Annotated in this window: 29 protein-coding genes; 18 read left to right on the forward strand and 11 right to left on the reverse strand. The window is 72.2% G+C overall.

Annotated features, from left to right (window positions below):
* Positions 1-86 precede the first annotated feature (86 nt).
* The 5 genes from KUM32_RS07130 to KUM32_RS07150 form a co-directional block, all read right to left on the reverse strand.
* A complete protein-coding gene (locus KUM32_RS07130) occupies positions 87-1,508 on the reverse strand; it encodes a cell wall metabolism sensor histidine kinase WalK (protein ID WP_217140945.1) in 1,422 nt (473 codons plus the stop codon).
* Entirely contained in the window at positions 1,505-2,245 is a 741-nt protein-coding gene (locus tag KUM32_RS07135; protein WP_217140946.1) for a response regulator transcription factor, read from the reverse strand. Before KUM32_RS07135 ends, KUM32_RS07130 begins: the two co-directional genes overlap by 4 nt.
* Before the next feature lie 208 nt (positions 2,246-2,453).
* A complete protein-coding gene (locus KUM32_RS07140) occupies positions 2,454-3,533 on the reverse strand; it encodes a S1C family serine protease (protein WP_217140947.1) in 1,080 nt (359 codons plus the stop codon).
* Positions 3,534-3,686: 153 nt separating this feature from the next.
* Positions 3,687-4,709 carry a LacI family DNA-binding transcriptional regulator gene (locus tag KUM32_RS07145; protein WP_217140948.1) on the reverse strand — a complete coding sequence of 341 codons (1,023 nt, stop codon included), beginning with the start codon at positions 4,707-4,709 and terminating at the stop codon, positions 3,687-3,689.
* Positions 4,710-4,751: 42 nt separating this feature from the next.
* On the reverse strand, positions 4,752-5,576 hold the full coding sequence (locus tag KUM32_RS07150) for a response regulator transcription factor (RefSeq protein WP_217140949.1): 825 nt from the start codon (positions 5,574-5,576) through the stop codon (positions 4,752-4,754).
* Between the two features lie 235 nt (positions 5,577-5,811).
* On the opposite strand from KUM32_RS07150, the gene KUM32_RS07155 reads away from it, so the two are divergent.
* The 7 genes from KUM32_RS07155 (at position 5,812) to KUM32_RS07185 (ending at position 12,027) form a co-directional block, all read left to right on the forward strand.
* The gene (locus tag KUM32_RS07155; protein WP_217140950.1) at positions 5,812-6,696 is read left to right on the forward strand and encodes an alpha/beta hydrolase; all 885 of its coding nucleotides are present in this window, start codon (positions 5,812-5,814) and stop codon (positions 6,694-6,696) included.
* Between the two features lie 61 nt (positions 6,697-6,757).
* Positions 6,758-7,012, forward strand: a complete 255-nt coding sequence (locus KUM32_RS07160) for a MoaD/ThiS family protein (RefSeq protein ID WP_115743314.1) — start codon at positions 6,758-6,760, stop codon at positions 7,010-7,012.
* Positions 7,013-7,015: 3 nt separating this feature from the next.
* Positions 7,016-8,275, forward strand: coding sequence for a hypothetical protein (locus KUM32_RS07165; protein ID WP_217140951.1), 1,260 nt, complete (start codon positions 7,016-7,018; stop codon positions 8,273-8,275).
* 1,014 nt (positions 8,276-9,289) lie between these two features.
* Complete coding sequence (locus tag KUM32_RS07170; RefSeq protein ID WP_217140952.1) at positions 9,290-10,027, forward strand: DUF2993 domain-containing protein; 738 nt, start codon at positions 9,290-9,292, stop codon at positions 10,025-10,027.
* Positions 10,028-10,480: 453 nt separating this feature from the next.
* Positions 10,481-11,326: a sulfurtransferase gene (locus KUM32_RS07175; protein WP_217140953.1), complete on the forward strand. Its 846-nt coding sequence runs from the start codon at positions 10,481-10,483 to the stop codon at positions 11,324-11,326.
* 39 nt (positions 11,327-11,365) lie between these two features.
* Positions 11,366-11,653 (forward strand): DUF1416 domain-containing protein, encoded by a 288-nt coding sequence (locus KUM32_RS07180; RefSeq protein ID WP_100569102.1) that lies wholly within the window; start codon positions 11,366-11,368, stop codon positions 11,651-11,653.
* Positions 11,654-11,763: 110 nt separating this feature from the next.
* A complete protein-coding gene (locus KUM32_RS07185; protein ID WP_217140954.1) occupies positions 11,764-12,027 on the forward strand; it encodes a DUF3099 domain-containing protein in 264 nt (87 codons plus the stop codon).
* Between the two features lie 235 nt (positions 12,028-12,262).
* Here KUM32_RS07185 and KUM32_RS07190 read toward each other — a convergent pair whose 3' ends face one another.
* Genes KUM32_RS07190 through KUM32_RS07200 form a run of 3 tightly spaced genes read right to left on the reverse strand, consistent with a single transcriptional unit; the run spans position 12,263 to position 13,300 of the window.
* The gene (locus KUM32_RS07190; RefSeq protein ID WP_186778300.1) at positions 12,263-12,625 is read right to left on the reverse strand and encodes a DsrE family protein; all 363 of its coding nucleotides are present in this window, start codon (positions 12,623-12,625) and stop codon (positions 12,263-12,265) included.
* Between the two features lie 28 nt (positions 12,626-12,653).
* A complete protein-coding gene (locus tag KUM32_RS07195) occupies positions 12,654-12,911 on the reverse strand; it encodes a hypothetical protein (RefSeq protein ID WP_217140955.1) in 258 nt (85 codons plus the stop codon).
* Positions 12,908-13,300: a hypothetical protein gene (locus tag KUM32_RS07200; RefSeq protein WP_217140956.1), complete on the reverse strand. Its 393-nt coding sequence runs from the start codon at positions 13,298-13,300 to the stop codon at positions 12,908-12,910. The genes KUM32_RS07195 and KUM32_RS07200 overlap by 4 nt, the downstream gene beginning before the upstream one ends.
* Before the next feature lie 172 nt (positions 13,301-13,472).
* Here KUM32_RS07200 and KUM32_RS07205 point away from each other — a divergent pair, with 172 nt between their 5' ends.
* The 5 genes from KUM32_RS07205 to KUM32_RS07225 all read left to right on the forward strand — a co-directional run bounded on the left by KUM32_RS07205 (position 13,473) and on the right by KUM32_RS07225 (position 16,944).
* Positions 13,473-14,312, forward strand: coding sequence for a helix-turn-helix transcriptional regulator (locus KUM32_RS07205; RefSeq protein ID WP_217140957.1), 840 nt, complete (start codon positions 13,473-13,475; stop codon positions 14,310-14,312).
* Positions 14,294-14,587, forward strand: coding sequence for a DUF397 domain-containing protein (locus KUM32_RS07210; RefSeq protein ID WP_217140958.1), 294 nt, complete (start codon positions 14,294-14,296; stop codon positions 14,585-14,587). The genes KUM32_RS07205 and KUM32_RS07210 overlap by 19 nt, the downstream gene beginning before the upstream one ends.
* 172 nt (positions 14,588-14,759) lie before the next feature.
* On the forward strand, positions 14,760-15,335 hold the full coding sequence (locus KUM32_RS07215) for an FABP family protein (RefSeq protein WP_217140959.1): 576 nt from the start codon (positions 14,760-14,762) through the stop codon (positions 15,333-15,335).
* A 196-nt stretch (positions 15,336-15,531) separates the two neighbouring features.
* Positions 15,532-15,969 (forward strand): Fur family transcriptional regulator, encoded by a 438-nt coding sequence (locus tag KUM32_RS07220; protein ID WP_217140960.1) that lies wholly within the window; start codon positions 15,532-15,534, stop codon positions 15,967-15,969.
* A 9-nt stretch (positions 15,970-15,978) separates the two neighbouring features.
* Positions 15,979-16,944, forward strand: a complete 966-nt coding sequence (locus tag KUM32_RS07225; protein ID WP_217140961.1) for a folate-binding protein YgfZ — start codon at positions 15,979-15,981, stop codon at positions 16,942-16,944.
* A 71-nt stretch (positions 16,945-17,015) separates the two neighbouring features.
* Here KUM32_RS07225 and dtd read toward each other — a convergent pair whose 3' ends face one another.
* Entirely contained in the window at positions 17,016-17,441 is a 426-nt protein-coding gene (gene dtd, locus KUM32_RS07230; protein ID WP_217140962.1) for a D-aminoacyl-tRNA deacylase, read from the reverse strand.
* Positions 17,442-17,611: 170 nt separating this feature from the next.
* On the opposite strand from dtd, the gene KUM32_RS07235 reads away from it, so the two are divergent.
* The 3 genes from KUM32_RS07235 to KUM32_RS07245 all read left to right on the forward strand — a co-directional run bounded on the left by KUM32_RS07235 (position 17,612) and on the right by KUM32_RS07245 (position 20,648).
* The gene (locus KUM32_RS07235; RefSeq protein ID WP_217140963.1) at positions 17,612-18,229 is read left to right on the forward strand and encodes an aerial mycelium formation protein; all 618 of its coding nucleotides are present in this window, start codon (positions 17,612-17,614) and stop codon (positions 18,227-18,229) included.
* Between the two features lie 90 nt (positions 18,230-18,319).
* Complete coding sequence (locus KUM32_RS07240) at positions 18,320-19,330, forward strand: asparaginase (RefSeq protein ID WP_217140964.1); 1,011 nt, start codon at positions 18,320-18,322, stop codon at positions 19,328-19,330.
* A 61-nt stretch (positions 19,331-19,391) separates the two neighbouring features.
* Entirely contained in the window at positions 19,392-20,648 is a 1,257-nt protein-coding gene (locus KUM32_RS07245) for a GNAT family N-acetyltransferase (RefSeq protein ID WP_217140965.1), read from the forward strand.
* 165 nt (positions 20,649-20,813) lie between these two features.
* Here the strand turns inward: KUM32_RS07245 and KUM32_RS07250 are convergent, their stop codons facing one another.
* Both KUM32_RS07250 and KUM32_RS07255 read right to left on the reverse strand, forming a co-directional pair.
* Positions 20,814-20,999: a hypothetical protein gene (locus tag KUM32_RS07250; RefSeq protein ID WP_217140966.1), complete on the reverse strand. Its 186-nt coding sequence runs from the start codon at positions 20,997-20,999 to the stop codon at positions 20,814-20,816.
* 178 nt (positions 21,000-21,177) lie between these two features.
* Positions 21,178-21,366: a hypothetical protein gene (locus tag KUM32_RS07255; RefSeq protein ID WP_217140967.1), complete on the reverse strand. Its 189-nt coding sequence runs from the start codon at positions 21,364-21,366 to the stop codon at positions 21,178-21,180.
* Between the two features lie 139 nt (positions 21,367-21,505).
* Here KUM32_RS07255 and KUM32_RS07260 point away from each other — a divergent pair, with 139 nt between their 5' ends.
* The 3 genes from KUM32_RS07260 to KUM32_RS07270 are packed head-to-tail and all read left to right on the forward strand — an operon-like array spanning position 21,506 to position 23,794.
* On the forward strand, positions 21,506-22,384 hold the full coding sequence (locus KUM32_RS07260) for a GntR family transcriptional regulator (protein ID WP_217140968.1): 879 nt from the start codon (positions 21,506-21,508) through the stop codon (positions 22,382-22,384).
* Positions 22,381-23,157, forward strand: coding sequence for an HAD family hydrolase (locus KUM32_RS07265; protein WP_308408616.1), 777 nt, complete (start codon positions 22,381-22,383; stop codon positions 23,155-23,157). Before KUM32_RS07260 ends, KUM32_RS07265 begins: the two co-directional genes overlap by 4 nt.
* Positions 23,150-23,794 carry a TetR/AcrR family transcriptional regulator gene (locus tag KUM32_RS07270; protein ID WP_217140970.1) on the forward strand — a complete coding sequence of 215 codons (645 nt, stop codon included), beginning with the start codon at positions 23,150-23,152 and terminating at the stop codon, positions 23,792-23,794. The genes KUM32_RS07265 and KUM32_RS07270 overlap by 8 nt, the downstream gene beginning before the upstream one ends.
* Positions 23,795-23,853 lie beyond the last annotated feature (59 nt).

The raw sequence follows: 23,853 nt of genomic DNA on the forward strand, positions 1-23,853 counted from the left end.
CGGCGGTCCTTTCCACGTGGGGGGATGTCCGCCGCTCAGTCGCCGCCCGGCATCGAAAGGTTGCCGCTGGCCAGGACCTTTCCGCCCTACGGCACCTCGGGAGGGGGTGTGGGCGCCCCCGGCAGGCGGATCGTGGCGGTCGTGCCGCCTCCCTCCGCCGGTGTCAGGGTCACCTCGCCGCCCGCCTGCTGCACCGTCCGCGCCACGATCGACAGGCCCAGACCGGAGCCGGGCAGGGCGCGTGCGCTCGGCGAGCGCCAGAAGCGGTCGAAGACGTGGGGGAGTTCGTCGGCCGGGACGCCGGGGCCGTGGTCGCGGACGGTGAGGACGCCGTCGGCCAGGCGTACCTCGACGATGCCGGACTCCGGGCTGAACTTCACCGCGTTGTCCAGGATGTTGACGACCGCGCGTTCCAGGGCGGCCGGTTCGGCCCGTACGTACCAGGGCTGTACGTCCGCCGTGATCGTCAGCTCCGGGCCGCGCAGGCGGGCGCGGCGCAGGGCCGACTCGACGACGTCGTGCCAGGGGAGGATCCGGGTACGGCCCGCGTGCTGGCCGGTGTCGGGGCGGGAGAGTTCCTGGAGGTCGCCGATCAGCGCCGCCAGTTCCGACATCTGCGCCTTCACCGAGGCGAGCAGCGCCTTGCGGTCCGCCTCCGGGATGGGGCGGCCGGTCTCCTCGCTGCGGCCGAGGAGTTCGATGTTGGTGCGGAGGGAGGTGAGGGGGGTGCGCAACTCGTGGCCCGCGTCGGCGATGAGCTGCTGCTGCAGGTCGCGGGAGCTGGCCAGGGACGAGGTCATGCTGTTGAAGGAGCGGGAGAGGCGGGCGATCTCGTCGTCGCTGTCGTCCTCCACGGGGATGCGGACGGCCAGGTCCTCGGTGCGGGCGACGTGTTCGACGGCCCGGGTCAGTTCGTCCATGGGCCGCAGACCGGCCCGGGCCACCCAGAGCCCGGCGACACCGGCGCCCACGACTCCCGCACCCGCGACGAAGAGGAGCACCAGGGCGAGGTTGCTGAGGGAGCTGTTCACCTCGCTCAGAGGTCGCGCGGCGGAGACGGCGACGTCCGGCAGGCCGGGGACGGTGTAGGTGAAGACGCGGTACGGGGTGCCGTCGGACCCGGTCGCGTTGTGCAGCGCGTCGGAGGACGAGCCCTCGGCCACGGCGTGGTCGGTGCCGGTGAGCGGGACCTCCTCCGTGCCGATGATGAGGCAGCTCCCACCCGCCCGGTCCACGAGCTGTACGGACGAGCCGAAGGGGTTCTGTTCGTGCGTGACGGGGTCGTGCGCGCACAGGCCGGTGCGCAGGTTGACGTACTGGCTCACCTGCTGCCCGTCCATGCGGTTCGCCTTCAGGGCCTCGTCCAGCGAGCTCACCAGCACGCTCTTCACCACGAACCAGCACGCCACTGCCGCCGCCGCCACCGCGAATGCCACCGCCGACGCAACCAGCAACGACAGCCGGGCCCGGATGGGCAGCGCACGGAACCGGCGGACCAGTCCTCTCACTCCGCGCCGCCCTGCCGCAGGACGTAGCCGACGCCGCGCACCGTGTGCACGAGGCGCGGTTCGCCGCCCGCCTCGGTCTTGCGGCGCAGGTACATGACGTACACGTCGAGGGAGTTGGACGACGGCTCGAAGTCGAAGCCCCAGACCGCCTTCAGGATCTGCTCCCGCGTGAGGACCTGGCGCGGGTGCGCCATGAACATCTCCAGCAGCGTGAACTCCGTGCGGGTCAGTTCCACGCGCCGCCCGCCCCGGACGACCTCCCGTGTCGCCAGGTCCATGGTCAGGTCGGCGAAGGTGAGGGAGTCGTCGTCCTCGGTGGTGGCCTCGACCGCCGCCGCGTAGGAGCTGCGGCGCAGCAGCGCGCGGATGCGGGCGAACAGCTCGTCCAGCTCGAAGGGTTTGACCAGGTAGTCGTCGGCGCCGGCGTCCAGGCCGGTCACCCGGTCGCCGACCGTGTCGCGGGCCGTCAGCATCAGGATCGGGGTCGTGTCGCCCGCGCCGCGGATCCGCCGGGCGGCGGTCAGGCCGTCCATGCGGGGCATCTGGATGTCGAGGACGACCAGGTCGGGCCGGTACGCCGCCGCCTTCTCCAGGGCGTCGGCGCCGTCGACAGCGACCTCGGTGTCGTACCCCTCGAAGGCGAGGCTGCGCTGGAGGGCTTCGCGCACCGCGGGTTCGTCGTCGACGATCAGGATGCGCTGGACGTCACGGTCGCGGTCGCCTTCTGCGGGGCTCATGGGCTCGGGTTCCTCGGATGCGGTCGATGCGGTGGATGCGGGTGGAGCGGGTGGATGCGGTGGATGCGGGCGGAGCGGGTGGATGCGGTGGATGCGGGCGGAGCGGGTGGATGCGGTGGATGCGGGCGGACGCGGTGGCCGTGGTCGACGCGATGGACGCGGTGGGCACGGCTGTCAACGCCTTCAGCGTCGCACGTTCTCGTGCCGCTCAGCCGTCGGCGCCCGCCCGCAGTGCCGACAGGTCGGCCTTGACGGTGTTGACCGGGATGGCGAACCCGAGGCCGACGCTGCCCGCGGCGGCGGAGGACTCGGTCGCCGAGTACATCGCGGAGTTGATGCCCACGATGTTTCCGTTCATGTCGATCAGCGCGCCACCGGAGTTGCCCGGATTGAGGGAGGCGTCGGTCTGGATCGCCTTGTACGTCGTCGTCGACGAGCCGGTGTCGCCGTTGAACTCCTGGCCACCGAACTCGAACGGCCAGCCACCGCCCTGGCGCTGCTGCCGCTGCTGCTGGTCCTCGTCCGTCGAGACGGTCACGTCACGGTTCAGGGCCGAGACGATGCCGCTGGTCACGGTGCCGGTCAGGCCCTCCGGAGAGCCGATCGCCACGACCTGGTCGCCCACCCGGACGCCGGCCGAGTCGCCGAGCGTGGCGGCCTTCAGCCCGGAGGCGTTCTCCAGCTTGATCAGCGCGAGGTCCTTGCTGCTGTCGGTGCCGACGACCTGCGCGGTGTACTGCTTGCCGTCGTTCGTCGTCACCTTGACGGACGAGGCGCCGGACACGACGTGGTTGTTGGTGATGATCTCGCCGTCGCCGGTGATGATCACACCGGAACCGGTGGAGGAACCGGCGTTCGAGGTCGCGTTGATCTCCACGATGCTCGGGCTGACGGCCTGGGCGACCCCGGCGACCGTGCCCCTCTGGCTGGACGGCACCACGGTGGTGCTGGTGGCGCTGGAGGCGACGGTGTCGCTGCCGGTCAGCTCCTGGATGCCGTACGCGGTGCCGCCGCTGACGGCCGCCGCGACGATCGCCACGGCCGCGAGCAGGCCGACCGGGCCGCGACGAGCCGACCGCTTCCCGTGCGGCTGCACCGGCTGCACCGGCTGCACCGGCTGTTCGGGGTGCCCGGGCTGCGTGGACGCCGTGGGCGGCTGCGCGGGCGGGGGCGGCCACGCGGGGTCGACGGGAGAGGAGGCGTGCTGCTGGGTTCCCCGGTACGGGTCGGCGTACGGGTTCTCTTGCGCGTGCTCGTACTCGCCGCTGCGGCGGAGGCTCTCGGTCATGTTCATGAGCCTCCCGCTCCCGTATGAGAGCACCCTGAGGGCTGTCTGAGAAGCCCGGCAGAACCTCGTATGCCCGATGTAAAGAGCCAGGGCGGGCGCAGAGACAGGCGGGGCACGGAACTCTGCCGAGTGGACCCGGCCGGCCGCCGGAGGCTACTCGCAGCCGCAGGACTGCCGTACCACCAGCCGCGACGGGAACACCTTCAGCCGCTCCCGTCGTGAGCCCGCCACCCGCAGACCGTCGTCGAGGACCAGGTCCACGGCGGACCGCGCCATGGCCGACCGGTCGGAGGCGACCGTCGTCAGCGGCGGGTCCGCCAGGTCCGCCTCCTTGATGTCGTCGAAGCCGGCCACCGCCAGCTCGCCGGGCACGTCGATGCGCAGTTCGCGGGCCGCGCGCAGCAGGCCGAGCGCCTGGTCGTCGGTGGAGCAGAAGACCGCGGGCGGTCGCCGGGGCCCGGCGAGGAGCTCCAGCGCCACGCGGTACGCGTCGTAGCGGTTGTACGGCGCCTCGAAGAGCCGGCCCTCGGTGGAGAGCCCGGCCTCCTTCATCGCGCGCCGCCAGCCCTCGACGTGGTCGGAGACCGGGTCGCCGACGGACGGTGTCTCGGCGGTGCCGCCCATGCAGGCGACGTACTCGTACCCGTGCTCCAGCAGGTGGCGCACGGCGAGCTGGGCGCCGCCCAGGTCGTCGGTGACGACGGCGACGTCGTCGATGGCCTCGGGGCGCTCGTGCAGCAGGACGACCCGGGCGTCCCAGGCGTCGATCTCGGCGGCGGCCAGGTCGCTCAGGGCGTGGCTGACCAGGATCAGGCCGGAGACCCGCATGCCGAGGAAGGCGCGCAGGTAGTGGACCTCGCGCTCGGCGACGTAGTCGGTGTTGCCGACGAGGACCATCTTCCCGCGCTCGGACGCGGCCTGTTCGACGGCGTGGGCCATCTCCCCGAAGAAGGGCTGGCGGGCGTCCGGGATGATCAGTCCTATGAGGTCCGTGCGCCGCGACGCCATGGCCTGGGCGACCCGGTCCGGCCGGTACCCCAGCTCCTTGATCGCGGCGAGGACACGCTCGCGCGTGGCCGGGGCGACCGGCCGGGGTCCGTTGTTGATGACATAGCTGACGACGGCGGTGGAAGTCCCCGCCAGCCGCGCCACATCGTCCCGAGTCACCTTGGCCACGCGCGGAGTCTACGCGGATGGACCCGCTCTGGGCAGGGCGTATCAGACCTTGGCCGAGGTCGCTTCCGCGGTGCCCGGCGCCGCCGCCCCGGCCTCGCTCTTCACCGTGGCGTCCTCCCCCGGGCGCCCCGCCCTCTCCGCCCTGTCCGTCCTGTCCGCCTTCTCCGTCTTTTCCGCCTTCCCGGGCTTCTCGGGCTTCTCCGGCGTGACGAAGCGGTAGCCGACGTTGCGGACGGTGCCGATCAGCGACTCGTGCTCGGGGCCGAGCTTGGCGCGCAGCCGCCGTACGTGCACGTCGACGGTGCGGGTGCCGCCGAAGTAGTCGTAGCCCCACACCTCCTGGAGCAGCTGGGCGCGGGTGAAGACCCGGCCCGGGTGCTGGGCGAGGTACTTCAGCAGCTCGAACTCCTTGAAGGTCAGGTCCAGGACCCGGCCCTTGAGCTTCGCGGAGTACGTCGCCTCGTCCACCGACAGGTCGCCGTTGCGGATCTCCATGGGGGAGTCGTCGCTGACGATCTGCTGACGGCCCATGGCCAGCCGCAGCCGGGCCTCGACCTCCGCCGGACCGGCGGTGTCCAGCAGGACGTCGTCGATGCCCCAGTCGGCGGTGACGGCGGCGAGGCCGCCCTCGGTGACGACGAGGATCAGCGGACAGCCGAGCCCCGTGGAGCGCAGCAGCTGACACAGGCTGCGGACCTGGGGCAGGTCACGGCGCCCGTCGACGAGGATCACGTCGGCGCCGGGGGTGTCGACCAGGGCGGGGCCCTCCGCGGGGGCCACGCGGACGTTGTGCAGCAGCAGGCCGAGGGCGGGGAGCACCTCCGTCGACGGCTGGAGGGCGTTGGTCAGGAGCAGCAGAGAGCTCATCGCGCCCCACCTGCCCGGGTCGTCTCACGGTCGTGCACGGTTCGCTCGCCCATAACGTCTGGTTCCTCCTCGGTCCCTGCGAGGACGTTTACGGCACTGCTTCGTACGGGTGCGGATCCCGTGCCCGTGGGGCCCGCCGTGCGTCCGGGAGGTGAACGTTCGCCAACGCTCCCGAAAGCACGAAAGGACCCGGGGGCTACGTCGCCCGAGTCCTCTGCCCAGCAGAATAGCCGACATGAGCATCTGTCCGTCAGGTCATGTGGCGCGTTCCACCATTCGTCCGCATCGCGAGACCCCCCGGGGGATGTCCCGGGAGACCTCACGGCGAGCGCCTGCACGGACACCCGCACGGACACCCGCACGGACCTTCCTGCGGGCGGCCGACGGGGTCCGGATCGACGCCGTGTACGAGCCCGGCACCACCGGCGGCATCGCCTGTGACCTGGTCTTCGTCGTCGCGCACGGCTTCACGGGCGACGCGGACCGCCCGCACGTGCGGCGGATCGCGGCGGCGTTCGCGCGCCACGGGGCCGTGGTCACGTTCTCCTTCCGGGGGCACGGCGCGTCCGGCGGACGGTCCACCGTCGGTGACCGGGAGGTGCTCGACCTGGCGGCGGCGGTGACCTGGGCGCGCGGCTTCGGGCACGCCCGCGTGGTGACCGTCGGCTTCTCCATGGGCGGCTCGGTGGTCCTGCGGCACGCCGCGCTCCACGGCGGTGACAGCGCGGCCCGCACGGACGCCGTGGTGTCGGTCAGCGCCCCCGCCCGCTGGTACTACCGGGGGACGGCACCCATGCGCCGGCTGCACTGGCTGGTGATGCGGCCCACGGGGCGCCTGGTGGGCCGCTACGGCCTGCGCACCCGTATCCACCACCGGGACTGGGACCCGGTGCCGCTGTCGCCGGTGGAGGCGGTACCGAGGATCGCCCCGACGCCCCTGCTGGTGGTGCACGGCGACCGGGACGGCTACTTTCCCGTCGACCACCCCCGGATGCTGGCCGAGGCCGCCGGTGACCACGGCGAACTCTGGCTGGAGCCCGGCATGGGCCACGCGGAGCACGCGTCCGGCGAGGAGCTGCTGCGCCGGATCGGCGACTGGGCCGTGAGCCGGGCGGGCTAGCCTGAGGTGTTCACTGCCGGGCGGCACGGACGCCGACCGGCACCGGCGACGAAGGATCCAGATGGCAAAGGTCACGGTGCGCTACTGGGCCGCCGCGAAGGCCGCGGCGGGGGTGGCCGAGGAGCCGTACGAGGCGGCCACGCTCGCCGACGCGCTCGGCGCGGTGCGCGAACGCCACCCCGGCGAGCTCACGCGCGTGCTGCTGCGCTGCTCGTTCCTCGTCGACGGCGACCCCGTGGGCACCCGCGGGCATGAGACGGTACGGCTGGCCGAGGGCGGCACGGTCGAGGTGCTCCCGCCGTTCGCAGGAGGGTGAGCGATGACCAACCAGCCGCATCAGCCGCACCAGGCGTATCAGTCCTACGAGGGCTATGAGGGGTACGAGGGGTACGACGCCCAGGCATGGACCGGACAGCAGCAGCCCCAGGGGCAGCAGGCGTACCAGGGGTACGAGGACCCGGACGCCGCCCAGTACACGCAGCAGTGGCAGGGGCAGACCTGGGAGACCCAGACGCAGCCGCCGGTCTCGGTGGAGGAGACGGCGTACATGCCGCCACTGGCCCCGCAGACCCCTCAGCCGTACCAGCAGCCGGCCCCGGCGCCGTACGGAACGACGACCGGGGGCTACCCGCAGCCGGCGTACCCGTCCCAGCCGCAGCCGCAGCCGCAGCCGCAGCCCCAGCAGTATCAGCAGCCGCAGCCGTACACCCCCGCTGCGCCCGCCCCCACGGCCTCCGCCGCCCCCTCTCCTGTCCCGGAGACGACGGAGGCGCCGGAAACCTCGGAGGCGGCGGAGTACGGTCCCGCGACCCTCGCCGGGAACACGCGGATCACCGACGCGCAGCGCGCCCGTGCGGAGGGGCGTTCGCCGATCATCGACCCGGGGATGCAGCCCGCCGGGCTCACCGCGCTGCTCGGGCTGCTGCTGGCCGGTGCGGCGGCGCTCGGCACGTACGCGCTCCTCGTCCCGCTCGTCGTCCTCCAGGCCGTCACCTCGGCGGGCTGGTTCCGGCTGAACGGAATGTGGCCCGCCCGGCAGGGCATCGCCCTGGGCTTCGCGGGGGCGCTCGCCGCCGACGCGGCACTGCTGGCGTCGGACCGTTCCCCGGCGGCCATCCTCGGCACGCTCGGGGTGTGGGTCCTGCTCTCCCTCGTCCTGCAACTGCGCTCGCACGCCGACCCCGACGAGCGGATGTACGGCCTGATGGCGACCGTCGCCGCGGCGGCCCTGGCCGTCGTCGCGGGCGGGTACCTCGCCGCGGACACGGACGCGGTGACGGTCGGGGCGGTCGCGGTGGCCGTCGCCGTGGTGGTCCGCGCCCTGCCGCTGCCGACACCGGCGTCGGTGGTCGTCGCGCTGCTCGCGGCGGCCGGGACGGGGCTCGCGGTCGGTTCGCTGACGGGGCTCGGGACGCCGGGGGCACTGCTGGGCGCGGGCGCGGCGGTGTGCGCGCTGATCGGTCACCGGGTGGCGGCGTACGACTACCCCTCCCGGTTCGTCCACTTCACGGCTGGTGTGGCACTGCCCCTGGCGGCCGCGGCGCCGGCCGTGTACGTGCTCGGCCGGACCCTCGGCTGAGTCCGGCGCCTCGCCGCCGAATCCGTGCGACGACTGTCAAAACGGGGGCTCCGCTCCCCCCGACGGCCCGACGGCCCGACGGCCCGACGGCCCGGCGGCCCGGCGGCCTGGTGGCCCGGTTCCGGCCCGGTGGCTCGGGTGTCGTGGCGGCCGGGCGTTCCGGCAGGTGCTGGGGTCTCGGCGGGCCTGGTGGCCTCGTGACCGCGTGCTCCCGGTCCGACGGTTCCGGTGGCCTGGCGGCCCGGTGGTCCGGTTCCGGCCCGGTGGCCGGGGTGTTGTGGCGGTCGGGCGTTCCGGCAGGTGCTGGGGCTTCGGCGGGTCGGCGGGCCTGGTGGCCTCGTGACCCCGTGCTCCCGGCCCGACGACCCCGGTGGCCCGGGTGCTTCCGGCTCGGTTCCGGCCCGGCGGCCCGGTTCCGGCCCGGTGGCCGGTGTTCTGGCGGCCCTGTGCTCCCGGCCCGATGACCCCCGGTGGCCCGGGTGCTTCCGGCCCGATGACCCCCGGTGGCCCGGGTGCTTCCGGCCCGGTGGCCCGGTGGTCCGGTTCCGGCCCGGTGGCCGGGGTGTTGTGGCGGTCGGGCGTTCCGGCAGGTGCTGGGGCTTCGGCGGGCCGGGTGGCCTGGCGGCCCCCGGGCTCCCGGTCCGACGGTCCCGTGGCCCGGTGCTTCCGGTCTGGTGGGCTCGGTGTGCTGACGGTCGGCGTCCCGGCAGGTCCTGGTGCCCGGCGGGCCTGGTGGTCTCGTGGGCCGATCCCCCGGCCCTGCTCCAGCCCGACGACCCCGACGACCCCGGCGGGCCCCGACGACCCCGGCGGGCCCCGACGACCCCGGCGGGCCCCGGCGGGCCCCGGCGGGCCCGCGTCGCGGCGCCCGGGGCTCCCGCCCCGGCTGCTCCCCTGTCACAGCTGATCGACAAAACCGCGGCGGCCCTTCCCAGCCGCGTTACCCTCGCGCTGGACGGTTGTCGGTCGTCGGTGACCGCCGTCTTTGACTGCACAGGGTTGGGGAAACACCGCATGCGCGCACTGCGAATACTGCTGATCGTCGTCGTGATCCTGGGTGGCCTCTTCGTGATCGCGGACCGTGTCGCGGTCAACTTCGCGGAGGACGAGGCGGCGGACAAGCTGCGGAGCACCGAGAACCTGGCGTCGACGCCGGACGTCTCCATCAAGGGCTTCCCCTTCCTCACGCAGGTCGTCGGCGGTGAACTGGACGACGTCGAGATCGGCATCGACGACTACGAGGCGTCCACCGCCAACCGCGCCGAGAAGATCCGCGTCGACGATCTCCGGGCCACCATGAAGGGCGTCGAGTTCTCGAGCGACTTCAGCTCCGCCACCGCCGCCTCGGCCACCGGCAGCGCGACCGTCAGCTACGACGAGCTGATGAAGGCGGCCAAGTCCGAGCCCACGGACGTCGCGCCCGGCGTCAGCGCCAAGGTCATCGGCCTCTCCGACGGTGGCAACGGCAAGATCAAGGTGACGCTCCGGGCCACGGCCTTCGGCGTCGAGGTGCCCGAGCCGGTCGACGTACTCAGCACGGTCACGGTCAAGGACAACAACGTGGAGGTCGTCGCCGACGGTCTGCCCGAGGTCGGCGGCAAGCAGCTCGCCGAGTCGCGGATCCGCGCCATCACCGACTTCCAGCAGACGATCGACGAACTGCCGGGCGGCGTGAAGCTCGACAAGGTCCAGGCGGCGAAGGACGGCGTCGAGATCACGGTGAAGGGTTCGAACGTCCGGCTGGCCGGGTAGGGACGACGACGGCCGGGCGCGGCCGGCCGCTCGCCCGCGCCCCGCTCGCCGCGCCCACCCCCGTGGGGCCTGGCGTCCGACAGGCGAGACGGTCCCGTCCGTACCGCAGATGCGAGAGGAGCGCACCGGTCCGGACGTCCTCGCGCGGCACCCGGACGGGCGTTTCGATCCCACATCCCGGACGATCCCGTCTCAGGATGCAACACGCCGGTGACACGCCCCGCTGTCCGTCCCTACGATCGGGCCTTATGAAGCGCCAGGCGGACCTCACGAAGCGGCGGGCAGTGGACCTGTGCCGCGTTGCCGCCATGCTCTGTCGCACCTTCTGAACGGACGGCGACGTCGCCGTCCGTGCCCCTCACCGCCCTGTCCAGGGACCCGCGCGCCGCTCCGCCATGAGCGCGCACACCCTCTCACCGCACGTCCCGCCGCAACTGCCCCGGAGGAGAAAACATGAGCCGCAGCGACGTCCTGGTCGACGCCGACTGGCTGCAGGACCACCTGGACGACCCGAACATCGCGATCGTCGAGGTGGACGAGGACACGTCCGCGTACGACAAGAACCACATCAAGAACGCGATCCGGATCGACTGGACCCAGGACCTCCAGGACCCGGTGCGCCGTGACTTCATCGACCAGGAGGGCTTCGAGAAGCTCCTGTCCGCGAAGGGCATCGCCAACGACACGCTGGTGATCCTCTACGGCGGCAACAACAACTGGTTCGCGTCCTACGCCTACTGGTACTTCAAGCTGTACGGCCACGAGAACGTCAAGCTCCTCGACGGCGGCCGCAAGAAGTGGGAGCTGGACGCCCGCGAGCTGGTCGACGGCACCGAGGTGCCCGAGCGCCCGGCCACCGACTACAAGGCCAAGCCGCAGGACACGTCCATCCGTGCCTTCCGCGACGACGTGGTCGCCGCGATCGGCGCGCAGAACCTGGTCGACGTCCGTTCGCCCGACGAGTTCTCCGGCAAGCTGCTCGCCCCGGCCCATCTCCCGCAGGAGCAGTCGCAGCGCCCGGGGCACGTGCCGTCCGCCCGCAACATCCCGTGGTCGAAGAACGCCAACGACGACGGCACCTTCAAGTCGGACGAGGAGCTCAAGCAGCTCTACACCGACGAGCAGGTCGACCTGGCGAAGGACACCATCGCCTACTGCCGCATCGGTGAGCGCTCGGCCCTGACCTGGTTCGTCCTGCACGAGCTGCTGGGCGTGGAGAACGTCAAGAACTACGACGGCTCCTGGACCGAGTACGGCTCCCTCGTCGGCGTGCCGATCGAGCTCGGCGCCGCGAAGTAAGCACCCGACCGACCTTTCCCAACCCCTCAGGAGTACGACATGTGCGGAGCGAAGGCCGGCGGCCCCGACGCCTCGACGATCAAGCCCGGTGAGACCACGATCCAGGGCCAGGTGACCCGCGACGGCGAGCCGGTGACGGGCTACGTCCGTCTGCTGGACTCCACCGGCGAGTTCACGGCGGAGGTCCCCACCTCCGCGACGGGCCAGTTCCGTTTCTACGCGGCCGAGGGCACCTGGACCGTACGGGCGCTCGTCCCGGGCGCCAGCGCCGACCGCACGGTCGTCGCCCAGCAGGGTGGTCTGGCGGAGGTCGCGATCGCCGTCTGACGGCACGCCACGCAACGTCCGAGGGGCCGCGCCCACCGGGTTGGACACCTGGGGTGCGGCCCCTTCGGCATGCCCGGGTCCGCTCCGGCGGACGGGCCTACGCTGGACGTATGTACGCACGGCGGCGGCGTGTCTACTTCGTGATGATGGGCGTCTGCATCGCGCTGTTCGTCCTGGCCTGGGGCGTCGTCCGCCTCTGGTCGGTCCCGGCAGCCGTCGGCATGTGCGTGGCCGCCATGGTCATCCCTCCGTTCGCCGCGGTGGTCGCCAACCGCCGGGGCCCCGACGACCGCTGGTGGGACGACCCCTCCGGCGACCCCGAGTCCGACAAGTGGTGGGACGAACTGGACGGCCGGAAGGGCCCGAGGCCCTAGCAGGTCCGGAGAGCCGGGACGCGGCCGCGCCGTGCCCTGGCCGGTGAGTACGCGGGGCGTGGCTCCGCTTCACGGCCGTCGTAGGCGCCCGGACGGTCGCTACGTGACCGGGCGGGTGCCGAGCGGGCCCGTCCACCTCGAAAGCGTGAGCATTTCGCCCTCTACTGTCATCGTGGCGCTCGTCTGAGCGTCACGATGACACTTCTCCGTCAGTTGTTCACGCTTTTCAGCAGGGTCAGTAGACGAGCGCCTGGGTGTCGTCGGCCAGTGCCTCCTGTACGAAGACCTGGGCGCCCGCGATGCGTACGCCCTCGATGACGTCCTTCTCGGTGAGGTCGCGACGGGCCGCGCACTGGGTGCACAGCGTCACCCGGCCGCCCGCCAGGAGTGAGTCGAGCAGGTCGGGCAGCGGCGCGGCGTGCGGCAGCTCGAACTCGGCCGCGCGCCCCGGCACCGCGAACCACGAGGACTCCCCGGTCAGCCACAGGGACACCTCGACCCCGCTGGCCACGGCCACCGCCGCCACGGTGAACGCCTGCGAGCAGCGCTCCGGGGCATCGGCCCCCGCCGTCACCTTGATCACGAGCTTCTTCGCCATGCCGGAAGCGTAGCCCGCACGGGCGGCGTCAGACGGCGACGGTGATCGTCACCAGCAGCGTCGCGACACAGAGGACGGTGAGCAGGCCGCTGACCGTGGCACCGTCCAGCCTGACGTACGGCAGGGCCCGGCGCCCCGGTGCGGGTTCCGGCGCGGTCCTGGGCGGGTGCTGCGGGTGGAACGGGGGCAGCGCGAAACCGGGGGAGAGGGGAGCCCGCTCCCGCCGGGGCGAGAGCCGCTGCGCCCGCCTGCACTCCTCGTAGGGCAGTCCGCCGCCGTGGGTCACGCCTCGTGCTCCTTGCGCTGGTGCTGGCGCAGCAGGACGTTCGCGTCCGTCACCGCGCTGTGGTCGAACACCGCCCGCGCGGCCTCCCGCCGGTCGGCGAGCCAGGCGCAGGCCTCGCAGCCGGAGACCGGCGCGGGCGGCCTGCCCGGGTCGCCGGGGGCCGGGGGCGTGGCGAGGGAGCGGTCGTTCGCGGCGCGCAGGCTCGCCCCGAGGCGCTCGCGGTCGGTCGCCGGGCGCAGCGCGGCCGGCTCCGCCTCCCACTCCCGGCCACCGCCGAGGGGGCGGAGCAGCACGCGCGCCCCGCTGCGGCCCCGGTACTCACCGACTTTGGCGGCGGCGGTGTCGTAGAGCACGGTGCCGGGCTCGTAGGTGGCCGGTTCTGTTCTCACGGGTCCGCTCCCTTACGTCAACGTCTGTACGGAATGCGACAGTTGCCCTACTCTGCGTAGTGGTGGGCAGTTACGAGCATGACCCACGCCAGGGGTCGCCAAGCCCGGAACGGCCGCTAGTGCCACACGGGGCACTCCAAATTCCACACATTCCACAGCCGGGAGGGGTGCGGTGCCGCAGCGGAGGGCGATCACGGGTCGCAGTCAGGAACCGAGGGCACGGTTCGCGGAGGAGCTGCGGCTGCTCCGGCACGGGCGGGGCGTGTCCCTGCGGGGCGTCGCGGAGGCGGTGGGGTGGGACGCGTCCCAGTTCGGAAAGATGGAGAACGGCCACACACTGGGCGGCCCGGAGATCGTGGAGGCGCTGGACCAGTACTACGGCACGGGCGGGATGCTGCTCACGCTGTGGGAACTGGCAGTGGCCGACCCGACGCAGTTCAAGGAGCGGTACCGGCGGTACATGGTCCTGGAGGCCGAGGCGGTGAGTATGTGGCAGTACTCGCCGAGCATCGTGCCGGGCCTGCTCCAGACGCCGGAGTACGCGGCGGAGTTGCTCAGCCAGGGCGGGCTGACGGGCGTGGAACTGGACAAGCAGGTGGCGGCACGCATGAGCCGCCGCGAGCCGCTGCTGGCCGAGGGCGGCCCGCAGTTCCGGGCCATCCTCTCGGAGACGGTGCTGCACAGTTCGCTGCGCAGCACGGCTGAGTGGCATGCGCAATTGCGCCATCTCGTCGCGATGGGGGAGCGCCCCAACATCAGCGTCCAGGTGGTGCCCTGGGCGGCGGGGCTGCACGCGCTGACCAACACCCACACCATGTTTCTGCACGGCGCGGGGCGGATCGTCGCCTGGGTCGAGACCGGTTACTCGGGTGAACTGGTCCAGGAAACAACGGCAGTCGACCAGCTTCAGCTCCGATACGATCGAGTGCGCGATATGGCCCTGTCTCCGGGCGGGTCGCGGGAGTTCATCGAGCGGATGCTGGAGGAAGCGCCATGCGAGCCATCGATCTGAGCACGATCACCTGGCGCAGGAGCAGCTACAGCAACCAGGACGGCGGCGAGTGCCTCGAGGTCTCCGACGACCTCCTCCGTGCCGCCGACTGGCGCAGGAGCAGCTACAGCAACCAGGACGGCGGCAACTGCGTCGAGGTCGCCCAGGACCTCCCCTCCCTCGTGCCCGTCCGGGACAGCAAGGATCCCTCCCGCGGCGCGCTCCTCTTCACCGCGCCGGCGTGGGCCGCATTCGTGGGCGGAGTCCGGCGGGAAGCGGCCGGAGGGGCCGCGTAAGCTGGGGGCGGCCCTGTCGTATGCCCCCCGCTCAAGGAGCACCCCGTGGAGATCTTCTTCGAAGCCCTGCTGGTCCTGGTCTGCGTCGGCGTCCTCGCCTTCGCCGGTCTGACCGTGAAGAAGCTGTACCAGGGCCAGCGCTGATCACCGACGCCAGGAAGTAAGTCCGCTCATGATCGAGATCCCGTCCGACCTGCACAAGGACCTCGTCCCCCTCGCCTTCCTCCTCGGCGACTGGGCGGGCGCGGGTGTGCACGACTTCCCCGGTGCCGAGAAGTGCAACTTCGGGCAGGAGGTCAGCTTCACCCACGACGGCCGTGACTTCCTGGAGTACCAGTCCCACACCTGGGTCCTGGACCAGGACGGGAACAAGGTCCGGCCCCTGGAGTCGGAGCACGGCTTCTGGCGCATCGACGCGAACCGCAAGGTCGAGGTCACGATGACCCGCGACGATGGCGTCATCGAGATCTGGTACGGCGAGATGGCCGACCAGAAGCCGCAGATCGACCTGGTGACGGACGCGGTGGCCCGCACGGCCGCCTCGCGGCCCTACACCGGCGGCAAGCGGCTGTACGGCTACGTCAAGAGCGACCTGATGTGGGTCGGCGAGAAGCAGACCCCCGAGGTCGAGCTGCGCCCCTACATGTCCGCGCACCTGAAGAAGGTCGTCACCCCCGAGGACGTCGAGCGCTGGGCCAAGGCCCTGCCGGACGACATGCCCGACGACGGGATCGCTTTCTTCAAGTAGTCACCCGTGAGTGGTTCCGTGCGGTGAGCAGTCATGGAGAGGCCTTCGGGGCACGGGCCCGATGCCGGTGTCGGCGGTACCGGCCCCGACGGTGCTCCGGGGCGGCTCCCGGGCGGTGCGCCGAGGCCGAAGCGTTGTTGACGGGAGCGTTCACCGCCGCACCATGACGCGGGCCGCCGGGCCTAGACTCTTGGGTGTGGTGAGCACCGACTGGAAGAGCGACCTCAGGCAGCGCGGCTACCGGCTGACCCCGCAGCGGCAGCTGGTGCTCGAAGCCGTCGACACCCTTGAACACGCGACCCCCGACGACATCCTCGGCGAAGTGAGGAAGACGGCGTCGGGGGTCAACATTTCCACCGTGTACCGCACGCTGGAGCTCCTGGAGGAGCTCGGGCTGGTCAGCCACGCCCACCTGGGACACGGTGCGCCCACCTACCACCTGGCCGACCGGCACCACCACATCCACCTGGTCTGCCGGGACTGCACCAACGTGATCGAGGCCGACCTGTCGGTGGCCGCCGAGTTCACCGCCAAGCTGCGCGAGCGGTTCGGCTTCGACACGGACATGAAGCACTTCGCCATCTTCGGACGGTGCGAGGACTGCTCCCTGAAGGGTTCAACTACCGAGTCGTAGGCTAGGCGTATGAAGAGCCCCCTGCTGTCCCTGCCCGGCGCCGTCCCCGCCGAGGGCGTGGACGAAGGCGTCGCCGCCCACTACGGCGACCTGTTCCGCGAGCAGCGTTCCCTCGCCGAAGGCACCGGCTTCGTCGACCTCTCGCACCGGGGCGTCGTCACCGTCAGCGGCGACGACCGGCTGGCCTGGCTGCACCTGCTGCTCACCCAGCACGTCAGCGACCTGCCCACCGGCCAGGCCACCGAGGCGCTGATCCTCTCCGCCAACGGCCACATCGAACACGCCCTGTACCTCGTGGACGACGGCACGAGTGTCTGGGCCCACGTGGAACCGGGCAGCCAGGAGGCGCTGCTCGCCTACCTGGAGTCGATGAAGTTCTTCTACCGGGTCGAGGTCGCCGACCGCACCGCCGACATCGCGGTCGTGCACCTTCCGGCCGGCTCCATCGCCGAGGCCCCCGAGAGCGCCGTCGTCCGCGAGACGCCGTACGGCCGTGATCTCTTCCTGCCGCGCGACGAGCTGGAGGCGTTCGCGGCGCAGGCCGGACCGCCGGCCGGCATCCTCGCCCACGAGGCGCTGCGCGTCGAGCAGCACCGGCCCCGCGTCGGCTTCGAGACCGACCACCGGACCATCCCGCACGAGCTGGGCTGGATCGGCACGGCGGTCCACCTCCAGAAGGGCTGCTACCGCGGGCAGGAGACCGTCGCCCGCGTACAGAACCTCGGCAAGCCGCCGCGCCGCCTGGTCTTCCTGCACCTGGACGGCAGCGAGGTCCACCTGCCGGGACCCGGCGCGGAGATCCGCCTCGCGGACGACGGCCCCGACGGCCGGAAGATCGGCTTCATCACCACGTCCGTCCGCCACCACGAGCTCGGCCCGGTCGCCCTCGCCCTGGTGAAGCGGAACGTGCCGGTGGACGCCCGGCTGCTGGCTCAGGACACGGCGGCCGCGCAGGAGACGGTCGTCGAACCCTGAAGCCGAGCCCCCGGGACGAGGCCCGGCGGGAGCCCCCGGCACGAGGCCCGGCGGCGGCGAGCCGGTGGGCCTCAGACCTCCACCAGGACCGTGAACGGGCCGTCGTTGGTCAGCGACACCCGCATCTGCGCGCCGAAGCGGCCCGTCGCCACGGTCGCGCCCAGGGAGCGCAACTGCGCGACGACCTCGTCGACGAGCGGTTCGGCGACATCACCGGGCGCCGCGGCGTTCCAGGTGGGACGGCGGCCCTTGCGGGCGTCGCCGTAAAGGGTGAACTGGCTGATGACCAGGAGCGGTGCGTCGATGTCGCTGCACGACTTCTCCTCGTGCAGCACCCGCACCGACCAGAGCTTGCGGGCCAGCTGCGCCGCCTTCTCCTTGGTGTCGTCGTGGGTGACGCCGACCAGGACGCACAGGCCCTCGCCGTCGATCGCGCCCACGGTCTCGCCGTCCACGACGACGCTCGCGCCGTCCACCCTCTGCACCACTGCACGCATCCCGTCATGATGCCGTGCGCTCCGAGCGCGTCGGAACGCGGGCCCGTACGGGGTTTCTTTTTCTCCACCTGACCCCCCATCCGGGGCTGATCAAGGGCACTCGGTCACATAGCGGCCACGCGGGGTGGCACGATGCTCCCAGACGCCGGTCGAGGGGACGGTTGAGGCACATGAGCACACCGAGTACGGGGCAGCCGCTTGGGACTGTCCCGTTGACACGTCCGGGTGGCCTGGATGCCCCCCGGCCACCCGTGCAGCGCACGGACAGCCCCGAGCTGCCCGTGGGTCCGCCGGAGCACGACCTGCCCGCGCTGAACCTGCCGGAGCTGCGCACGCTGCGCCGGGACGCCCAGCGCGAGGAGGCCGACCTCAGCTACGTACGGCGGCTGCTGCAGGGGCGGATCGACATCCTGCGCGCGGAGCTGACACGGCGCGGGTCGGCGTCCCTGGCGGACGTGGTGGAGGCGTCCGTGGTCGAGCGGCTGTCGGAGATCCTGACCGACGCCCCGGCCCGGCAGCGTTCCTCCGCCCGGCACGTGACGCTGGGCACGCCGCGCAGCGAGGAGGGGCGGCGGCTGGCCGCGGAGATGCTGGGCGAGGTGGAGCTGTCCGACCTGACGGCCCGCACCGACGCCGAGCTGACCACCGCGATGGGGCGGCTCGTGCGGTACGAGCAGCAGGTGTCCCGGCGCAGGCAGCGGCTCCAGCGCACGGCCGACGACTGCAGCGCGGAGATCGCACGCCGGTACCGTGAAGGGGAAGCACAAGTCGACGACCTGCTCGTGTGACACCGGGGGCGGCTTCTTGAGCCGTCCCCGGGGCCGTCCGGTGACCCCGGGCGTCGCCGGGCGGGTCTCCCGTCCGGAAGGCCACCGCCGATGTCCGCGCCGCAGCAGCCCCAGCAACCTCAGTCGCCCCAGTCCGCGCCCACGTCCGCCCTCTCGCCCGTCGTGCCGCCCGTCCTCGCCGAGGTCGTGCGGTCCGGCTTCGTCGAGGGGCGGCACCGGGGCAGCCTGGTCGTCCTGGGGGCCGACGGGGCCGTGGAGCTGGCGCTGGGGGAGGTGACGGCGCCGGTCTTCCCGCGCTCCGCCAACAAGCCGATGCAGGCGGCGGGCGTCCTGCGGGCCGGGCTCGACCTCACGGGGGAGCGGCTTGCGCTGGCCGCCGCGAGCCACTCCGGTGAGCCCTTCCACCGCGACCTGGTCCGCAAGATGCTGGACGAGCACGGCCTGGACCCGGCCCTGCTCCAGTGCCCGGCCGACCTGCCGCTGGAACCCGAGGAGCGGGACACGTACCTGGCGTCGGGCGCGGTGCCCGACCGGGTCACCATGAACTGCTCCGGCAAGCACACCGCGATGCTCGCCGTCTGCCTGCGGCGCGGCTGGCCGCTGGAGACCTACCTCGACGCGGACCACCCGCTCCAGCGGATCATCCACAGGGTTGTGGAGGACGCGGCGGGCGAGCCGGTCGCCGCCGTCGGCACGGACGGGTGCGGGGCGCCGCTGATGGCGATCAGCCTGGTCGGGCTGGCCCGCGCCTTCCGCGCCTTCGTGGGCGCCGAGCCCGGCACGGCCGAGCGCCGGGTGGCCGACGCGATGCGCGCCCACCCCGAGTACGTGGCCGGCACGCGTCGCGCCGACACCTGGCTGATGCGGGAGGTGCCCGGCACCCTGTCCAAGATGGGCGCGGAGGCCGTCCAGGCGGTGGCCCTGCCGGACGGCCGCGCCCTGGCCTTCAAGGTGGAGGACGGCGCGACCCGCGCCCTGGGCCCGGTCCTGGCCCGCGCGCTGACGCTGCTGGGTGTGGAGAGCCCGGTGGTGGACCGCATCGGCCGTACGCCCCTGCTGGGCGGCGGGCGCGAGGTGGGGGAGATCAGGGCGGCGTTCTGAGCCGGACGCCCGCGGGCACATGTCCGCGACGCCGACGTGCCCGCCGCCCTACCGTGGGCCCATGACCCGCCGCACCGACATCGACGTACGTCCCATCACCGAGGCCGAGTTCCCCGACTGGAACCGCGCCCTGAACACCGGCTTCCTGCAGCCGCCCGCCGTCGGCGCCGAGCAGTTGGAGGCCCGCCGCAACCAGTTCGTCCCCGGCAGGCTCCTCGGCGCCTTCGACGGCGGCCGCTGTGTGGCGACCTTCCGTTCGTTCGCGCAGGAGGTCACCGCCGTGGGCGGCGCCCCGGTGCCCGCCGACGCGGTCTCCAACGTCACCGTCACCGCGACCCACCGCCGCCGCGGCCTGCTCACCCGCATGATGGCGCAGGACCTGGCGGCGGCGAAGGAGCGCGGCGACGTCGTCGCGACGCTGATCGCGGCCGAGTACCCGATCTACGGCCGGTACGGCTTCGGCCCCGCCACCACCATGACCGAGTGGACGGTCGACGTCCCCCGGGCCGGTCTCGACCCGCGCCGGGCGGGGCCGGAGGACGGCGGCCGGATCGACCTCGTGGACGGGGAGGACGTCCGCAAGCTGGGCCCCGAGCTGCACGACCGGCTGCGCCGGGCCCAGCCGGGCGCGGTCAGCCGCGCCGAGCTGTGGTGGCTGGTCAGGACCGGCGTCCTGAGCATGGACGGCTCCCCGTGGACCGAGCCCTGCTACGCGGTGTACCGCTCGGCGGGCGGCGAGGTCGAGGGCATGGCCGCGTACCGGTCCGACGGCCACTGGGGCGACGCCAAGCAGCCGCTGAACACGGCGACCGTCGACTGGCTGCTGGCCGTGACCCCGGCCGCCGAGCGCGCCCTGTGGCGGTACCTGTGCTCGATCGACTGGATCACGAAGGTGAAGAGCGGCTGGCGGGCCCCCGACGACCTGCTCCCGGACCTCCTGCCGGACCCGCGCGCGGCCAGGATCACCAGGCAGGCGGACTGGCTGTGGGTGCGGATCCTCGACGTCGTACGGGCGCTGGAGGCGCGGACGTACGAGGGGCAGGGGTCGCTGGTGCTGGAGGTCGTGGACCGGGGAGGCCTGACCGGCGGGCGGTGGCGGCTGGAGGCGGGAGCGGACGGGGCGTCCTGCGCGCCGACCACCGAGAGCGCCCACCTCGTGCTCGACGTGGCCGAGCTGGCGGCGCTGTGGCTGGGGGACGGGTCGGCCGTCCGGCTGGCGGCGCTCGGCCGGGTGCGGGAAGAACGAGCGGGCGCCGCCCGTGTGGCCGACGCCCTGCTGCGTACGTCCAGGCGGCCTTGGTGCCCGGACATGTTCTGAAGCCGGCTCCCTTCTGCCGGTGACGGTGGGTGTGCGCATCCGTAGCGCGTGTTCAGTTGTGGTTGCGGTGCCTCTATGCGGTTGTGGTTGTTGTGCGTGGTGCTGACTGACTGTCCGGGCTCCCGGCTCCCCTCCGGAAGGGGGCCCGGACAGCAGTACGCCGGTTCAGCCGGACTGGGCGAGCAGCATCACGAGGATCACCGCCCCCACACCGCCGATCATGGTGTTCTTCGCCTTGATCCCGATGGACAGCGCGACGAACGCGATGATGCCCATGGGCCCGTACTTCCACTGCACGAGCTGCTCGAAGCCGATGGCCAGAGCGGCGATGACGATGGCGATGAGCGGCATGGTGGACCCCCTGTCACCGTGGCGGCCAACCCTTGGACGAGTCGACCACTCTGCTCAAGTTGGTAACCAACTTACTCTGCTTGTCTTCATCTGGGGAGGTGTTCCGCCAACTTTCTGTAGCCTCAGGAGAGATGGCGTGAACCGAGCAGTGCTCTGATCGCCCTGTGACCGGCGGCGCTCAGAGGGCGGGCTTGGCCACCAGCAGCGCCAGCACCACCGCACCGGCGGAACTGACGGCCGGGTTCCTGGCCTTGATGCCCAGCGTGAGCAGGAGCAGACCGGCGATGCCGGAGGCCCCGTACCGCCACTGGACGATCTGCTCGAAGCCGACGACGAAGACCGCGGCGACGAGACTGAGGACGTGCATGCTCTTCTCCCCCTTCGGAGCGGCTTTCCAGCCAACCGAATCCAGTTGGCAACCAACTCGTGGTTAGGTTCTTCCTCTTGGTTGCCATCTATAAACAGGGTCGAAGTAACTCTCTTGAGGTAGGTCGGAGTTGTAGCATTTGGTTGTGACTCAGGAGAACGTGTCCGTGAACGGCGGCAGAAGGCTCTCGGCGCAGGAGATCGCCGACATCCTCCGGGACCGGATCAGCGGGGGTGAGCTCAGGGCGGGCGACCGCCTGCCCACCCAGGCCGAACTGGCCGACGAGTTCGGTGTGGAGCGCGGCGTCGTCCGTCAGGCGCTGCGGGCGCTTCAGGAGCACGGCCTGCTCACGAACATCAGCAAGGGCAGTCCGCCCCGCATCGCCGAGCCCACCCCGAACCGGGCCGGGCCCCAGCCGACGATGACGGCGCTGGGACCGCGGCTCTCGGAGGCCTTCTCGGTGCCGCACGTGCGGGTGGACGTCGTGTGTCACACGTCGGAGACCCTGGTGCTGGCGCTCAGCGAGCCGATCCGCATGATCTACGAGGGCAGCGTCCGTCCCGAGTCGATCGAGTTCCGCGTCCTGCTGCCGGCCCGGGACATCCCGTTGGCCTTCCCCGTCCTGGTGGAGGCCGAGGAGGACGATCCGGTCCACCAGCGCTGGCTGCAGATGCGCAACGCGCAGGCCCGCGTGCTCGCGCACAACCTGCACGGCATACGGAACGCCCGCCGCGTGGACGTGCGTATCGCCTTCCGCGCACTGCCCTTCACCCCGCCGATGAAGCTGTACGTGCTCAACGGGGAGGAGGCGCTCTTCGGCTACTACATGGTCGAAAGGCGACAGGAGGAGTGGGAGGGCCGGACGCTGGAGATGTTCGACGCCCTCGGCTCCCAGTCCCTCCTGTTCTCCTTCACCAGGCAGGGCAGTCAGCATGACGCGCAGTTCGTGGAGGAGTCGGGCAAGTGGTTCGATTCCCAGTGGGAGACCATCAGCACGGACCTGAGCCTCGACCTGTGACCACCGTGACCGCAGCGACCGCGGAGCCGGAGCGGGTGGCCGACGAGCTCGGTCGCACGGTCGGGGACGTGCGGCTGGTGCTGTGGGACTTCGACGGTCCGATCTGCCGGCTCTTCGCCCGGCACCGGGCGAGTGCGGTCGCCGACGTGCTCGTGGGCTGGCTGGCGGACCGCGGGATGGCACACCTTCTGTCGGCGGACGAACGCGCGGCCGGTGACCCCCAGGCCGTCCTGCGGGCCGTGGGACGCCGGCGGCCCGGGAGCGGTCTGGTGACCGAGCTGGAGGAGCGCTACACCGCGGAGGAACTCCGGGCCGTCACCACGGCGACGCCCACCGCCTACACCGAGCCGCTCATCCGTGCCTGGTCGGCGGCCGGGGTCCGGCCGGCCGTCGTGACGAACAACTCCCCGCGCGCGGCGAGCGCCTATCTCTCCCGCCGTGACCTGCTGCCGTGTTTCGGGCCGCACGTCTACGGACGCGACGACCGCCCCCACCACCTCAAGCCCAGCCCGCACCTCCTCCATCGGGCCATGGACGGGACGGGCACCGCCGCCTCCGCCGCCCTGATGATCGGTGACTCCCCCGACGACCTCGGGGCGGCGCGGAGCGCCGGCGTCGCCTTCCTGGGCTACGCGCGCGACGAGCGCAAGCTGCGGCTGCTGCGCGAGGCCGGTGCGCGGCTCGTCATCGGGTCGTTCGCACCGCTCCTGCTGACGGTGGGCCGGCACGGCGCCCGGGGCGGGCCCGCGACCGTAGGCTCGCCCCATGAGTGAGCCCGGCCTGCGTGAGCGCAAGAAGCAGCGGACCATCCAGTTGCTGTCGGACATCGCCATCGGGCTCTTCGTGGAGAAGGGGTTCGACGCGGTGTCCGTCGCGGAGGTGGCCGCCGCGGCCGAGGTGTCCAAGCCGACGCTCTTCCGGTACTTCCCGGCCAAGGAGGACCTCGTCCTGCACCGCATCGCCGACCACGAGGGCGAGGCGGCACGGGTGGTGGGGGAGGGGCCGACCCCGCTCGCGGCGCTGCGCCGGCACTTCCTGGCGGGGCTGGAGCGCTGCGACCCGGTGACCGGGCTCAGTGACCGTCCCGACGTACTCGCCTTCCACGCGCTGCTCTACGGCACCCCCGCCCTCACGGCCCGGCTGCACACGCACCTGGAGCGGTCGGAGGCCGCGCTCGCCGACGCCCTCGGCGGCGACCTGGACGCCAGGCTCGCCGCCGGGCAGATCATCGCCGTACAGCGGGTCCTCGCGCTGGAGAACTGGCGGCGCGTCTCGGCGGGGGAGCGGGTGGCCGACGTGCGGGAGGAGGCGTCGGCTGCGGCGGAACGGGCGTTCGCCATGCTGGCGGCGGGGCTGCCACGGCTCGCCGCCCGGCGAGACGACCGAGCCGAAGTGACCGAGCCGAAGTGACCGAGCCGAAGTGACCGGGTCGAGGTGACCGAGTAAGAAACGTAACCGAGTAACGATAT

The organism is Streptomyces sp. AC627_RSS907, from assembly GCF_019049165.1.

Coding starts and splice junctions, on each gene's coding strand:
- KUM32_RS07175 (WP_217140953.1), top strand. CDS start 10,481: ATGAGCCGCAGCGACGTCCTGGTCGACGCCGACTGGCTGCAGGACCAC.
- KUM32_RS07165 (WP_217140951.1), top strand. CDS start 7,016: ATGACCAACCAGCCGCATCAGCCGCACCAGGCGTATCAGTCCTACGAG.
- KUM32_RS07150 (WP_217140949.1), bottom strand. CDS start 5,576: ATGAGCTCTCTGCTGCTCCTGACCAACGCCCTCCAGCCGTCGACGGAG.
- KUM32_RS07225 (WP_217140961.1), top strand. CDS start 15,979: ATGAAGAGCCCCCTGCTGTCCCTGCCCGGCGCCGTCCCCGCCGAGGGC.
- KUM32_RS07255 (WP_217140967.1), bottom strand. CDS start 21,366: ATGCACGTCCTCAGTCTCGTCGCCGCGGTCTTCGTCGTCGGCTTCGAG.
- KUM32_RS07240 (WP_217140964.1), top strand. CDS start 18,320: ATGTCCGCGCCGCAGCAGCCCCAGCAACCTCAGTCGCCCCAGTCCGCG.
- KUM32_RS07190 (WP_186778300.1), bottom strand. CDS start 12,625: ATGGCGAAGAAGCTCGTGATCAAGGTGACGGCGGGGGCCGATGCCCCG.
- KUM32_RS07140 (WP_217140947.1), bottom strand. CDS start 3,533: ATGACCGAGAGCCTCCGCCGCAGCGGCGAGTACGAGCACGCGCAAGAG.
- KUM32_RS07235 (WP_217140963.1), top strand. CDS start 17,612: ATGAGCACACCGAGTACGGGGCAGCCGCTTGGGACTGTCCCGTTGACA.
- KUM32_RS07135 (WP_217140946.1), bottom strand. CDS start 2,245: ATGAGCCCCGCAGAAGGCGACCGCGACCGTGACGTCCAGCGCATCCTG.
- KUM32_RS07245 (WP_217140965.1), top strand. CDS start 19,392: ATGACCCGCCGCACCGACATCGACGTACGTCCCATCACCGAGGCCGAG.
- KUM32_RS07185 (WP_217140954.1), top strand. CDS start 11,764: ATGTACGCACGGCGGCGGCGTGTCTACTTCGTGATGATGGGCGTCTGC.
- KUM32_RS07270 (WP_217140970.1), top strand. CDS start 23,150: ATGAGTGAGCCCGGCCTGCGTGAGCGCAAGAAGCAGCGGACCATCCAG.
- KUM32_RS07170 (WP_217140952.1), top strand. CDS start 9,290: ATGCGCGCACTGCGAATACTGCTGATCGTCGTCGTGATCCTGGGTGGC.
- KUM32_RS07160 (WP_115743314.1), top strand. CDS start 6,758: ATGGCAAAGGTCACGGTGCGCTACTGGGCCGCCGCGAAGGCCGCGGCG.
- KUM32_RS07210 (WP_217140958.1), top strand. CDS start 14,294: ATGCGAGCCATCGATCTGAGCACGATCACCTGGCGCAGGAGCAGCTAC.
- KUM32_RS07250 (WP_217140966.1), bottom strand. CDS start 20,999: ATGCCGCTCATCGCCATCGTCATCGCCGCTCTGGCCATCGGCTTCGAG.
- KUM32_RS07155 (WP_217140950.1), top strand. CDS start 5,812: ATGAGCATCTGTCCGTCAGGTCATGTGGCGCGTTCCACCATTCGTCCG.
- KUM32_RS07215 (WP_217140959.1), top strand. CDS start 14,760: ATGATCGAGATCCCGTCCGACCTGCACAAGGACCTCGTCCCCCTCGCC.
- dtd (WP_217140962.1), bottom strand. CDS start 17,441: ATGCGTGCAGTGGTGCAGAGGGTGGACGGCGCGAGCGTCGTCGTGGAC.
- KUM32_RS07180 (WP_100569102.1), top strand. CDS start 11,366: ATGTGCGGAGCGAAGGCCGGCGGCCCCGACGCCTCGACGATCAAGCCC.